The organism is Aeromonas sp. OTU364, assembly GCF_038440395.1.
Classification (GTDB): domain Bacteria; phylum Pseudomonadota; class Gammaproteobacteria; order Enterobacterales; family Aeromonadaceae; genus Aeromonas.
This window is the reverse complement of the sequence record NZ_JASATR010000001.1, coordinates 60,628-73,893: the sequence shown is the minus strand read 5'-3', so window position 1 is coordinate 73,893 and position 13,266 is coordinate 60,628. Positions and strand designations below refer to the sequence as shown.

13 protein-coding genes and 1 pseudogene are annotated in these 13,266 nt (G+C 63.8%); all 14 read right to left on the bottom strand.

The features are described 5' to 3' along the window. Positions 1-7 precede the first annotated feature (7 nt). Complete coding sequence (gene flhA / locus AAHB08_RS00325; RefSeq protein WP_342057769.1) at positions 8-2,110, bottom strand: flagellar biosynthesis protein FlhA; 2,103 nt, start codon at positions 2,108-2,110, stop codon at positions 8-10. Positions 2,111-2,497: 387 nt separating this feature from the next. Further along, entirely contained in the window at positions 2,498-3,628 is a 1,131-nt protein-coding gene (gene flhB, locus AAHB08_RS00320; RefSeq protein WP_342057768.1) for a flagellar biosynthesis protein FlhB, read from the bottom strand. Beyond that, the gene (locus tag AAHB08_RS00315; protein ID WP_342057767.1) at positions 3,621-4,049 is read right to left on the bottom strand and encodes a hypothetical protein; all 429 of its coding nucleotides are present in this window, start codon (positions 4,047-4,049) and stop codon (positions 3,621-3,623) included. Before AAHB08_RS00315 ends, flhB begins: the two co-directional genes overlap by 8 nt. Continuing rightward, on the bottom strand, positions 4,042-4,839 hold the full coding sequence (gene fliR, locus AAHB08_RS00310) for a flagellar biosynthetic protein FliR (protein WP_202046411.1): 798 nt from the start codon (positions 4,837-4,839) through the stop codon (positions 4,042-4,044). Before fliR ends, AAHB08_RS00315 begins: the two co-directional genes overlap by 8 nt. A gap of 70 nt (positions 4,840-4,909) precedes the next feature. After that, positions 4,910-5,179 (bottom strand): flagellar biosynthesis protein FliQ, encoded by a 270-nt coding sequence (fliQ, locus tag AAHB08_RS00305; RefSeq protein WP_010673927.1) that lies wholly within the window; start codon positions 5,177-5,179, stop codon positions 4,910-4,912. A 79-nt stretch (positions 5,180-5,258) separates the two neighbouring features. Next, positions 5,259-6,134: pseudogene (gene fliP / locus AAHB08_RS00300) on the bottom strand (flagellar type III secretion system pore protein FliP). After that, the gene (gene fliO / locus AAHB08_RS00295; RefSeq protein ID WP_342057766.1) at positions 6,121-6,513 is read right to left on the bottom strand and encodes a flagellar biosynthetic protein FliO; all 393 of its coding nucleotides are present in this window, start codon (positions 6,511-6,513) and stop codon (positions 6,121-6,123) included. The pseudogene fliP and the gene fliO overlap by 14 nt, the downstream one beginning before the upstream one ends. Continuing rightward, positions 6,510-6,905 (bottom strand): flagellar motor switch protein FliN, encoded by a 396-nt coding sequence (fliN, locus tag AAHB08_RS00290; protein WP_025326247.1) that lies wholly within the window; start codon positions 6,903-6,905, stop codon positions 6,510-6,512. Before fliN ends, fliO begins: the two co-directional genes overlap by 4 nt. A gap of 50 nt (positions 6,906-6,955) precedes the next feature. Continuing rightward, on the bottom strand, positions 6,956-8,026 hold the full coding sequence (gene fliM, locus AAHB08_RS00285; protein WP_042650084.1) for a flagellar motor switch protein FliM: 1,071 nt from the start codon (positions 8,024-8,026) through the stop codon (positions 6,956-6,958). A 10-nt stretch (positions 8,027-8,036) separates the two neighbouring features. Next, positions 8,037-8,543: a flagellar basal body-associated protein FliL gene (gene fliL / locus AAHB08_RS00280; RefSeq protein ID WP_171268714.1), complete on the bottom strand. Its 507-nt coding sequence runs from the start codon at positions 8,541-8,543 to the stop codon at positions 8,037-8,039. 57 nt (positions 8,544-8,600) lie between these two features. Further along, positions 8,601-10,442 (bottom strand): flagellar hook-length control protein FliK, encoded by a 1,842-nt coding sequence (locus tag AAHB08_RS00275; protein WP_342057765.1) that lies wholly within the window; start codon positions 10,440-10,442, stop codon positions 8,601-8,603. A gap of 87 nt (positions 10,443-10,529) precedes the next feature. Continuing rightward, a complete protein-coding gene (gene fliJ / locus AAHB08_RS00270) occupies positions 10,530-10,970 on the bottom strand; it encodes a flagellar export protein FliJ (protein ID WP_139435529.1) in 441 nt (146 codons plus the stop codon). Between the two features lie 16 nt (positions 10,971-10,986). Next, positions 10,987-12,318, bottom strand: a complete 1,332-nt coding sequence (gene fliI / locus AAHB08_RS00265) for a flagellar protein export ATPase FliI (protein ID WP_139435531.1) — start codon at positions 12,316-12,318, stop codon at positions 10,987-10,989. Positions 12,319-12,420: 102 nt separating this feature from the next. Next, positions 12,421-13,224: a flagellar assembly protein FliH gene (gene fliH / locus AAHB08_RS00260; protein ID WP_247625809.1), complete on the bottom strand. Its 804-nt coding sequence runs from the start codon at positions 13,222-13,224 to the stop codon at positions 12,421-12,423. Between the last annotated feature and the right edge of the window lie 42 nt (positions 13,225-13,266).

Below are 13,266 nucleotides of genomic sequence, written 5' to 3'. Positions count from 1 at the left end.
CCGCTAACTAGCCCTGTCCCACCGCACTGACGATGCGGATCTGCTTGTCATCAGGCACTTCCTGATAAGACAGGACGCGTAATCCAGGAATGGCATTCTTGACAAATTTCGCCAGGGTATTGCGCAATATCCCCGATGTCAGAAGCACGGCCGGCTGGCCTTCCAGTTCTTGTCGTTGAGTGGCTTCCACCAGGGAGCGCTGCATCCGCTCCGCCAGTCCCGGTTCTATACCGGCGCCATCTCCCCCACCTGCTTGCAGGGATTGATGCAATATGCGTTCCAGTTCTGGTGAAAGGGTGATCACCGGCAGCTCGGGCTCGGGGCCGGCAATCTCCTGCACGATCAGCCTGCGCAGGGCGATACGGCAGGCGGCGGTCAGCACTTCCGGGTCAGGACTGCGTGGCGCATATTCCACGAGGGTCTGCAGGATAGTGCGCATATCGCGAATTGGCACGCCTTCATTGAGGAGATTTTGCAATACCTTGACCAGGTTGCCCATGCTGATCACCTCGGGAACCAGCCCTTCCACCAGCTTGCTCTGATGCTTCCCTATCATGTCCAGCAGTTGCTGCACCTCGTCGTGACCCAGCAGCAGGGCGGCATGGTTGGAGAGGATCTGGCTGAGGTGAGTGGCCACCACGGTGGCCGCATCCACCACTGTGTAGCCAAGGGTCTGGGCCTGGGAGACCTGCTCCTTGGCGACCCAGACAGCTTCCAGCCCGAACGCGGGATCCTGGGTCGCTATGCCCTGGATCTGGCCGAACACCTGGCCCGGGTTGATGGCCATCTCCTTGTCGTGATAGACGGTGGCCTCGCCTGTGCTCACCCCCATCAGGGTGATGCGGTACTGGTTGGGGGCGAGATCCAGGTTGTCGCGGATGTGCACCGCAGGCACCAGGAAGCCGAACTCCTGGGAGAGCTTCTTGCGCACCCCCTTGATCCGGTTGAGCAGCTCGCCCCCCTGGTTCTTGTCCACCAGCGGGATGAGCTGATAGCCCACCTCCAGGCCTATGATGTCAACCGGCATGACGTCGTCCCAGCTCAGGTCCTTCTGCTCCACCGGGGCATCACCCAGGGCCGGCAAGAGTTCACCGCTCGCCGCCCTCGCCTTGTTCAGTTTCTCCCGGCGCAGCAGCCACCAGGCGCCTGCTGCCGCCACGGCCCCCAGACTCAGGAAGGCCAGGTGCGGCATGCCGGGCACGCTGCCCATCATCAGCAGTATGCCGGCGGAGATCACCAGCGCCTTGGGGTTCTCGAACAGTTGGCCGAGCACGGCCGTGCCCATGTCCTGATCGGTATTCTGGCGGGTGACTATGATGGCGGCGGCGATGGAGAGCAGCAGGGAGGGGATCTGCGCCACCAGGCCGTCACCTATGGCGAGCAGGGTGTAGATCTCGGCCGCTTCGCCGAAGCTGAGCTGGTGCTGCATCATGCCGATGATGAAGCCACCGATGATGTTGATGAAGAGGATCATGATGCCGGCGACGGCATCCCCCTTCACGAATTTGGAGGCACCGTCCATGGAGCCGTAGAAGTCAGCTTCCTGGGTCACGTCCTGACGGCGCTTCTTGGCCTCTTCCTGGTTGATGAGACCGGCGTTCAGGTCCGCATCTATGGCCATCTGCTTGCCGGGCATGGCATCCAGGGTGAAGCGGGCGCTCACCTCGGAGATCCGGCCCGCACCCTTGGTGACCACCACGAAGTTGATGATCACCAGGATCATGAAGACGATGATGCCCACCGCATAGTTGCCGCCGATCACCACGTTGCCGAAGGCCTCGATCACATGGCCCGCCGCCGCGCTGCCGTTGTGCCCTTCCAGCAGCACCACCCGGGTGGAGGCGACGTTGAGCGCGAGCCGCAGCAGGGTCGCTATCAGCAGGACTGTGGGGAAGGCGGCAAACTCCAGCGGCCGACGGGTATAGACGGCCACCAGCAGCACCACTATGGAGAGGGCGATGTTGAAGGAGAAGAGGATATCCAGCATCAGGGGCGGTATGGGGAGCACCACCATGCCGAGGGAGGCGAGCACCAGCAACGGGGTCCCTATCCCCTTGCTGAGCAACCATCTGTACTCTTTGAAACGGCTCACTCCAGCCTTGAATCCCATCGCTCTTCTCGATTTACCACTGCCGATGGCGAATTAAAGCAAATATCAAGCCAATTACCCAATGGCTTGATCTATATGGATTTTATTTTGATGCTGTCAGAAGTCCGTCGGAGGACACGTTCGGGTAGCTTGATGGGTAGCGAGGTGTTGCCCGCAAATCCCGCTGGAACGGGCAGCGCCATGATGATCAGTGTGGGGAATAGCGAGCCGATCCATGCAAACGAGGCGGGAGCGAGGCTAGATGCAATATTTCGGTGGCACAGTGGGTTGATCCATGGCGCTCAGGGCAGCCAGCCTCCGCTGAACACCAGACTACCTGCGATAGTCCGGTGCCATAGTGGACAGACCCTTAAGGATGGAGACAACCAGCGCCTCCCAAAATAGGGATTACTTGCGATATTCCGGCGGAATGGGGAGATCCCTGGCGACCGGGGTCGGACGGCGGCCACGGCCACGGCGGAACTTCTTGAGCTGATAGACGTAGGCCAGCACCTGGGCCACGGCGGCAAAGAGCCCCTCGGGGATCTCCTGGCCAATCTCGGTGGCATGGTAGATGGCCCGGGTCAGGGGCGGCGAGGACATCACGGGGATGTCGTATTCCCGCGCTATCTCCCGGATCTTCATCGCCACCTCGTCCACCCCCTTGGCCAGCACCTTGGGGGCTGCGCCCGGCTTGCCCGCGTCGTACTTCAGGGCCACCGAGTAGTGGGTCGGGTTGGTGATGATGACGTCCGCCTTGGGCACATCCCCCATCATGCGGCGCATCGCCATCTGCATCTGCAACTGGCGTATCCGCCCCTTGACCTCGGGCTTGCCCTCGCTGTCCTTGAACTCGTCCTTGATCTCCTGCTTGGTCATCTTGAGCTGGCGATTGTGGTTCCAGGTCTGGAAGGGCACGTCTATGGCGACGATGGGGATCAGGGCGCAGCAGAGGATGATCAGCATCCACAGCAGCAGATCCAGGGCGTCTATGATGCCGCCGGGGAACCCCTCCAGGGAGAGGTTGAGCAGGTGATTGAACTGGCTCGACAGCATCCACCAGGCGAACAGGCTGATGAACACCACCTTGGCGATGGACTTGACGAGCTCCACCAGGGATTGCACCCCGAACATCCTCTTCAAACCACTCAAGGGGCTCAACTTGCTCCATTTGGGCAACATGGCCTCGGAGGAGAAGTTCATCCCCCCCAGCAATGTGTTGCCCACGAAGGCGGCTATGGTCACCAGCAGGAACAGCAGGCCGAGGGGTTGCAGCAACTCCCACAGCAGGGTGGGCAGCATGACCCCCATGGCGTTGGGATCGAAGGCCTGATCCCGGTCCAGGGTAAAGCCCATGGTGAGTACCTTGACCATGGCCCCCGCCAGGATCTCCTTGATCATCAGCAAGCCGAACACAGTCGCCAGCAGGACGCTGGCGGTTCCCAGCTCCTTGGAGCGTGCAATCTGCCCTTTTTCCCGGGCCTGTTGCAGTCGTTTGCCCGTGGGTTGTTCTGTGCGTTCCTGATCGGTATCAGCCATGCTGAACCCCGACTGACCGGCCGCTGTCGATCAGCCAGCCGATAGCATGGCCTGGTTGTTCGGTGCCATTGACCCGATCGGTATCAATGAGATGCAGTCCCCCGACTGACTGGCCGTTGTCGATCAGCCAGCCGATGGCATGGCCTGGTTGTTCGGTGCCGTTGACCCGATCGGTATCAATGGCATGCAGTCCCCCGACTGACTGGCCGCTGTAAGTCAGCCAGCCGATAGCATGGCCTGGTTGTTCGATGCCGTTGACCGGATCGGTATCAATGAGATGCAGTCCCCCGACTGACTGGCCGCTGTAAGTCAGCCAGCCGATAGCATGGCCTGGTTGTTCGGTGCCATTGACCCGATCGGTATCAATGAGATGCAGTCTCCCGACTGGCTGGCAACTGTCGAGCAGACCTGTATCAACCATTCTGCCCCCCCAGGCACTGGACCTTGATAAGCTCGCAGCTGGTCTCCTGCACCCGCTCCCAGAGGGAATCGAAGTGCCCCATGAAACCCCCTATGGTGAGCCAGAGGATGAAGAGGCCCGACATCATGCTGACCGCAAAGCCGATGCTGAAGATGTTGAGCTGGGGGGCTGCCCGGGTCATGACCCCGAACGCGAAGTTGATGAGCAGCAGGGCTATGATGGCCGACAGGGCCATCACCAGGGAGGCCTGGTACATGACCCCGAGGAAGCTCACCAGGCTGCGGATGGCGGGCAGGCTGAGCCCGCTGTCCGAGACCGGCAGGGTTTCGAAGCTCAGTACCACCATCCTGATCATCAGGAGATGGCCATCCACCGCCAGGAACACCAGGGTCGCCAGCATCAGGTAGAACTGGCCCACCACGGGGGCCGACTGGCCGTTCATGGGATCCACCAGGGTGGCGAAGCCCAGACTGGTCTGCATGGCGATGATCTGGCCCGCCATCACGAAGCTTTCCAGCAGAAACTGGGTCATGAGGCCGAGCGCTATGCCGATGAGCAGCTGCTGCCCCAGCACCAGGAAACTGCCGACGGAGAACAGCTCCACCTTGGGCATGGGGGGCAGCAGGGGGGCGATGATGAAGGTGATGGCGAGCGCCAGCCCCATGCGAACGTTGGCAGGAGCCAGCCGGCTGCCGAACACCGCCATCACCATCAGCAGGCTGCTCACCCGGGCAAGCGGCCAGAGCACGGACGCCAGCCACTCCATGATCACCGCAGTGGTATAGCTCACGCCGCCGCTCCGAAAGCCGTGGGACGGGTCGTCATCGGCAGCCTGACGGTCGCAAATGCCGACACTGGCATCAGCCGACCACCTCGGGGATCTGGCTCACCATCAGCTGGAAGAAGTCCATCAGGCTCTGCAAGCCCCAGTGGGCACCGGCCCCCAGGGCCAGCAGGGTGACCACGAGACGGGGCAGGAAGCTCAGGGTCTGTTCGTTGATGGAGGTGGCGGCCTGGAAGATGGCGACCACCAGCCCCACCATCAGGCTCGGCAGGATCACGGCGCACACCATGATGGTCACCAGCCAGAGCGCCTCGCGGAATACGTCGACAAAGGTTTCAGGACTCATGTTCGTGCTCCTTGCGCGGCTTAACCGCCCGTCCCGGCCAGCCTGGCCAGGGACACCGGGATGAGCTTGAGGGACGGCATCACCCCGCCCCCAACCCGAAGCTGGTCGCCAGGGACCCCAGGATCAGGTTCCAGCCATCCACCATGACGAACAGCATCAGCTTGAACGGCAGGGAGACCTGGATTGGAGGACAGCACCATCACCCCGCCCCCAGCCCGAAGCTGGTCGCGAGCGACCCCAGGATCAGGTTCCAGCCATCCACCATGACGAACAGCATCAGCTTGAACGGCAGGGAAACCAGCATGGGGGACAGCATCATCATCCCCATGGCCATCAGTATGCTCGCCACCACCAGATCGATGACCAGGAAGGGCAGAAACAGCATAAAGCCTATCTGGAAGGCGGTCTTGAGCTCGCTGGTGACGAAGGCCGGGATCAGCACCCGCAGCGGCACATCGGCAGGTTTCTCCACCTGCACGTTCGCTATCTCCATGAAGGTGTTGAGATCCTTGACCCGGGTCTGGGCCAGCATGAACTGGTGAATGGGCAGCTCGGCCTTCTCCAGCGCCTCCTTGGGCCCTATGGTCTCCGCCAGATAGGGCTGCAGCGCCTCCTCGTTGATGCGATCCAGCACCGGGGACATGATGAAGAAGGACATGAAGAGGGCGATGCCGATCAGCACCTGGTTGGACGGGCTCTGCTGCAGGCCTATGGCCTGTCTGAGGATGCCGAGCACCACTATGATCCGGGTGAAGGAGGTCATCATGATGACAATGGCCGGCAGGAAGGAGAGCGCGGTCATCAGCGCCAGCACCTGCAGGGTCAGGCTGTACTCCTGACTGCCATCCGCCATGGTCTTGACCGTCAGCGCCGACATACCGTCCTGGGCCATCGCCAGGGGCGACAGCAGCACGCAGAGCAGGCCCAGGCCCCCGATCCAGTTAACTTTTTTCATGCTTGCCCATCAATTTGCCGAGCTGCTGGGAGAAGGCCTGGGGCTGACGCTCGTCCAGGGGCTCTTCCAGGCGATAGAGGAAGTTGACCTGCTGCGGCGTCACCCCGATGAGCAGCTGTTGCTCGCCCACCTTGACCACCATCAGCTTCTCCTTGTAGCCGAGCGGCAGGGTGGCGATGACCTTCATCTGACCGCCCCCCATCACCTGGGTGAGCTTGCTCTTCTTGAGCAGGAAGCCCAGCACCAGGATAAGGCCGATCACCATCAGGCTGGAGAGCAGCCAGGAGGTGATGCTGGGGGGAGTGGCGCCCGCCCCCGGGTTGCCAGGGTTGGCCAGTGCGGGGGCGGCAAACAGTATCAGAGCGAGAGCACGGATCATTTGAGTTTCTTAATGCGCTCTATCTGGCTGATGACATCGGTCAGGCGAATGCCGAACTTGTCGTTCACCACCACCACCTCGCCGTGGGCGATCAGGGTGCCGTTGACCAGCACGTCCAGGGGCTCGCCCGCCACCCGATCCAGCTCCACGACAGAGCCCTGGTTCAGCTGCAACAGGTTGCGGATGCTGATCTGGCTGCGCCCCACTTCCATGGCGATGGTCACCGGGATGTCCAGAATGGTGTCCAGCTTGCGCCGCTCCTCGGCGCTGATGGGGGCGTCGTCCTTCAGCTCTTCCAGGGGGGCGGGCTTGGCCTCGGCCGTCACCTGCTCTTCCAGCGCGGCAGCCCAGGCGTCAGCCATCAGATCCTGCTCGTCATCGGTTCCGCTCATCTTCACTTCCTCATGCTGCTTCTTGACCCAGGTCGCTGGCGACGGGTCTGTTAGGGCTGTTTATCGGCGATGCTGCGCTCGAGCTCTTCCAGCTCGGCCTCGCCATCGATGCGCACGCCCCCCCGGGTCACCAGATGCATCTCTGTCTTGACTCCGTCAGGGCGCTTGATTTTGTCCACTATCTTGAGCGCCACGTTCTCCTTGGTGCGCCCCATCTTGGCGTGGAAGGTGGGCAGGTCCTCCACGAAGACCAGCAGGTTCTCCGGCATCTCCACCGGGATGATGTCGCCAGGTTGCAGCTCCATCAGCTCGCGCAGGGTCAGCTCTGTCTCCAGCAGCTTGGCCTTGAGCTCCACCTTGACGTCCATGATCTCGTCGCGCAGGGCCTTGCTCCAGCGCACGTCGGTGTCACCCTTGTCGCTCTGCACCCCGGCATCCAGCAACTCGCGGATGGGTTCGAGCATGGAGTAGGGCATGGCCACGTGGAAGTCGCCGCCACCGCCATCCAACTCGATGTGGAAGGAGCTTACCACGATGACCTCGGTGGGGCTGACGATGTTCGCCATGGCCGGGTTCACTTCCGAGTCGAGGTATTCGAAGCCGACGTCCATCACGGGCGCCCAGGCATCCTTGTAGTCCTCGAACACCAGCTTGAGCAGCATCTGGATGATGCGCCGCTCCGTGGGGGTGAACTCGCGCCCCTCTATCTTGGCGTGATAGCGGCCGTCGCCGCCGAAGAAGTTCTCCACCAGGATGAAGACGAGACGCGCCTCCATGGTGATGAGCGCCGTCCCCTTGAGGGGGCGGAAGCGCACCATGTTCAGGCTGGTCGGCACGAACAGGGTGTGCACGTACTCGCCGAACTTGAGCATCTGCACGCCGTTGATCGACACCTCGGCGGTGCGCCGCATCATGTTGAACAGGCTGATGCGCATGTGACGGGCGAACCGCTCGTTCACCAGCTCCAGGGTCGGCATGCGGCCACGGACGATGCGGTCCTGGGAGGAGAAGTCAAACTGGGCGATACCGGGATCCCCGGCCGCCCCTAGCTCTTCCTCTTCGACATCATCGACACCGTGCAGCAGGGCATCAATCTCGTCCTGACTTAACAGATCGCTCACGCTTCACCTTTCATTGCATGACAAAGCCGGTAAACAGCACTTGTTCTATTACGGGGGAAGAGACCAGATCCTTCAGGACCCGGCGACACTCTTCCAATGAATCCTGACGCAGCTTCTCCTTGCCCTCGAAGGTCATCAGCTGCTCGGCGGTGGCCGCGCTGAAGACCCGCAGCAGGGTCCCTTCGATCAGGGGAATGTTCTGTTTCGCCAGGGTCTCGTCAGCGGCCCCGCGCACCATCAGCTGGATCTTGATCTGCACCAGCCGATCCCGCTGCCCGCCCGCCACGTTGAACACGAAGGGGCGCGGCATGCCCACATAGAGGGAGGGCTGGGGCGCACTGGCTTCGGGCTTGGCCTCGGCGGTGTCGGCCGCCGGCTCGTCCGACCCGGCAAACATGAACCAGGCACCGGCCCCGCCGCCACCCAGGAGGATGACGACCAGGGCGACTATCATGATCAGCTTCTTTTTCTTGGCCGCCGCCGGGTCCTTCAGCGTCAGTTCGTTATCGTCTGCCATCCCTTGTCCACCCTAGTCTCAAACTTGTTCGGTATCATAAACTTACTCGGGCAGGCATCAAGCATAGAAATCAATTCCGGCATCGTTTGTCGATTCCACCAGCAGACTCAGGGTACGGGCCCTGCCCTCCCCCTCCGACTGGTCGCCACCGGCAAAGCCTCCCCCTTGCTGACCCTGACCGCCGAAGCCAGACTGGCCCTGTGATGGCGGCTGTCCCTGCTGCTGTTGCCCCTGCTGCTGTGCCTGTTGTTGCACCACAGTCTGACCGAGCTGGATCCCCTGCCCCGCCAGCATGTCCCGCAGCCTGGGCATGGCCTGCTCCAGCATCTCCCGGGTCTGGCCATGCTGCACCACGAAGTGGACGCTGGCCTGGCTGGAGGCATCCAGCTGGATCTGGATCTTCATCTTGCCAAGGCCCAGGGGGTCTAGCTGGATCTCCGCCTGTTGCAGCTTGTCCGCCAGCATCAGGTTCACCTTCTGGTGCAACTGGGCTGGCGCCTCCGGGGTGGCCAGCTTTAGGTGCGGCAGGCTCTGGGGCTCCCGCCGCGCGCTCACCTCGGCCGCCGGCTTGCCATCGCTGCTCTGAGCATGCTGCAGCGGCTGGCTTCCCTCGCTCGATTCGGTGCCCTTGACCTCCAGCCCGAGCTGCTTGCCCAGCTCATCGAGCCTGGATTTCTGCGCCGCCGGCTTGAGGTCCACGGCGGCTCCGACGGCCACAGCGGGTTCGGCCTCCATCTGCTGGATGCCGGCCGAGAGCGCCGTCAGCGAGGCTTGCGGCCCCTGGGACTCGTGACGCGCCAGCGTCTGCTGGGGCGCCGTCAGCACGGGGTCCGGGCTGGATGGAGCGGGCTGGGGAGTGGTGCCACTGGCCGCCGTCTCGGCTCTGGGGGCCGCGCCTGGCTTGGCCTCCCGGGCGTCACCAGCCGAGCTCGCCTTGTCGCCCTCGCCACCGGCAGTGCCAGGTTCTGGCGTGGCCTGGGCCGCGCCCTGGGGTTCCACCCTGACCACGCCGGCGTCGAAGGCCCTGGCGGTGGTTGCGGAGGCCGCGGTGATCTGTTCGTCATGGGAAACTGGCCCGGATGGCTGCCCGCCCGCCACCGAGCCCTGACTCGCCTGCACAGGGGCAGCCTCACCGGCCACCACCGAGCCCTGGTTCGCCTGCACAGGGGCGGCCTCACCGGCCACCACCTTGGCAAGCAGGGCCGCTCGCGCCTCGCCGGACAAGGGTTCAGTCGCCACCGCGGCCGCCGGCTGACCGGCCTTGGGCGCCGCCGTGCTGTGTTCGGCAGTGGCCTGCTCGCTCTGCTGCGGCTCCGAGGGCTGGCCCTTGCCTGCGGCGACGGGTGCCTTGTCAGCGGCGAGCCCGCTCTCTTCATTTTCAAGGGGGAGCGCCTCTGCGCCCTGCCCATCAACCGCCACCGGCAAAGCAGGCGCCGCCCCCGCCATCACAGGCCCTGCAGCCTGTGCCACGGGATGCGACTCGGGCGGCAAGTCATTGCCGTCTACGGTCGCCGTCACCTCCTGGGGGGGCAAGGCAGGGGGCACCACCAGGCTGACATCCTGCCTGAGGGAGGCCTGCAGCTGCTGCAGAAAATCCTCGGGGGGAAGCTCGGTCTCCTCAGAGGGCGCCTTGCTGGCCCCCTCCTGACTGCCCGTTGCCTCGGCAGACGCCAAAGATTTGGCATCCGGGGTGGTCACTACCTGGGCGTCGTCACCCCCTTGACTGGCCGATGGCTCCTGGCCCACCAGCTGGGCCCTGGCCATGGCATCGGCAAATGCGGCCTTGCCGTCCGCCAGCGACAGATCCTTTCCTTCCCCCCCGGCGAGGAGCGAGGGCGACAGGGCGCCGTCGGCAGGGACTGCCTGACTGGGCGCTAGGTTTAACTGGGTCTGTATCATGCTGGGATCCCTGACGACAATCCTGTGATGACCGCACATCCAGGGACGGAGGCGGCGTCTTAGCCTGTGTTGGCAATAGAAAGCAAGTTACAGGCCAGAATGATGATAGCGTCGCAGTATGGCGTAATCGTCCAGCATCTTCTGCTCCTGACGCTGGGCCTTCAGCTGCGCTCGTCCCGCCTGCTTCTCGAGCAGCAGTTCGACGGCCTTGCGCCGCTGCTGGGCTTCGAGCCACTGGGTACGGCACTGGGCCAGCGCCTCGCGCACCTGCAGCACCCCTTGGTACTGCTGGGTCGCCGCATTTTCCAGCTTGTTGATGAAGGCGTGATACTGGCTGTTCTGCTGGGGCGTGATCCCCTGCAGGCCGCGATCCGTCCACTGCTGGTGATAGATCTGGCGGTACTGGTTGAGGGCGTTTTGCTGATCCATGAACAGCTTGAGATCCTGCTGGGCCTTGGCCAGCGCCATGGCGGCCTGCTGTTCGGCCTCCAGCAGCCGGCCCGCCAGCAACGTCAATCCTTTACTCATAAGGGCTCTCCACCGGTTAACGCATCAGCGGCATGGCCACCAGCTGCAGGGATTGCAGGCCTTCGTCGTAGTGAATGACCTCGCGCATCTTCTGCTGCAAGAACTGATCCAGATAGGGTTTCTGAATGATGGCCCTGTCGATGCGCGGATCCGATCCCTGGCTGTAGGCGCCTATGGTGATGAGATCCCGGTTCTGCTGATAGAGGGAGTAGAACTGCTTGAAGGCGCGCGCCAGCTCCATGTGCTCAGGTGAGGTCACCATGGGCATGACCCGGCTGATGGACTTTTCGATGTCGATGGCCGGGTAGTGGCCCGCATCCGCCAGCTCCCGTGCCAGCACTATGTGGCCATCCAGGATGGCCCTCGCCGCGTCGGCGATGGGATCCTGCAGGTCGTCCCCCTCCGTCAGCACGGTGAAAAAGGCCGTGATGGAGCCCTGGCCGTCGCTGCCGTTGCCGGCCCGCTCCACCAGCGCCGGCAATTTGGCAAACACCGAGGGCGGGTAGCCCTTGGTGGCCGGCGGCTCCCCCACCGCCAGGGCGATCTCGCGCTGAGCCTGGGCGTAGCGGGTGAGGGAGTCCATCAGCAGCAGCACGTTGAGCCCCTGCTCGCGGAAATACTCGGCGATGGCGAGCGCCGTCTCGCACCCCTTGAGCCGCATCAGCGGCGAGGCATCGGCCGGCGCCGCCACCACCACGGCGCGCTCGCGCCCCTCGGCGCCGAGGATCTCCTCGATGAACTCCTTCACCTCCCGGCCCCGCTCGCCGATGAGGCCCACCACCACCACGTCCGCCACCGAGCCACGGGTCATCATGCCGAGCAGCACCGACTTGCCGACCCCGGAGCCGGCGAACAGCCCCATCCGCTGACCCCGTCCCACGGTGAGCACGGCGTTGATGGCGCGTACCCCCACATCCATGGGCTCATGGATGGGACGACGGGCCAGGGGGTTGATGCGATGCTGGGCGAACTGCACCGTCTGGGAGGAGATGATGGGCCCCAGCCCGTCCAGGGGCTGACCTATGCCATCTATGACCCGGCCGAGCAGGTTCATGCCCACGGGGATGCCGTGATCCTCGGTGATGGGCACCACACGGGCGCCGGGAATGACCCCCTTGAGCTGCTCGCTCGGCATCAGAAACAGCCGATCGCCGGAGAAGCCCACCACTTCGGCCTCCAGCACGCCGTCCTGGGTGTCGATGCGGCAGAGGGCCCCGATGGCGGCGCGGCAGCCGATGGCTTCCAGGGTCAGCCCCACCACCCGGGTGAGTTTGCCCGCCACCGGCGGTATGGGAGCGAGATCGCGGACCCGGTAGCCTTGCAGTCGACTGAGCAGGGATGCGGTCATCGCGCCTCCAGAGAGAAAGGGGAAAGAGTGTCAGCCGGCATTACCGCGAAGGGAGAGAGTGCGCAGCAGCCTGGCTCCCCTGTGCCAGAGCGGGACAATATGTCAGCCTGCATTGTCACGAAGGAAGTTTCGCAGCAGTTGCTCGATGCGCCCCGTGAGGGTCAGATCGATGCTGGAGAGTTCGGTGGCCAGCTGCAGATCCCCCGGGGAGAGGGTGGGATCGCTTTGCAGCCGCCAGTGGCGCCGGGCACACTCCTCGGCGCCGAAGGCCTGCTCGACCCGGGCCACATCGTCCGGGTGCAGCATCAGGGTGACCCCCTGCTCGGCGGCGGGCAGCAGGGCAAGGCCCTGCTTGAGGGCCTCGAGCAGCAGTCTTGGGGAGGTCTCGGCCTCGTGGCGAATGAGGGCGCGGGCGAGCTGCTGGACCAGCGTGATGAGCTGCTGCTCCACGGCGCCATCCAGCTCCTGGAGCGGATTGGCGAGGCGGGCGGCGAGCCCCTGCCAGTGGGCAATCTCCTGCTCCACCTGGTCGCGGCCCAGGGCCAGCCCCTCTTCGCGGCCCTGCTCCAGGCCCGCCTGATGGCCCTGCTGCAAGCCTTCCAGCTTGCCCTCTTCGAGCCCCTTGGCAAAGCCGGCCTCTCGCCCCTCGGCCAGCCCCTCTTCCCAGGCGGCCTGGCGAATCGCCTCCACCTCTTCGGCGGTGATGCTGGGGGTGGGCTCCTCCGGCTGCTCCTCCGGCGGCATCTCGTCCGCCTGCTCCTGGCGATACCAGTCAGGGCCGAGCCCCAGGGCATTGCTCTGGATCTCGGATTCGACCTCCATCTCGGGCCAGCCCCAGGCCTCTACCCGGGTCTCGTCCGTCTCGGGTCTGACATAACCCCGCAGCTTGCTGTTCTTGTTATTCATGTGCGAAAGACACTCCTGGCGTGCCGGACGAAGGGGGCGACA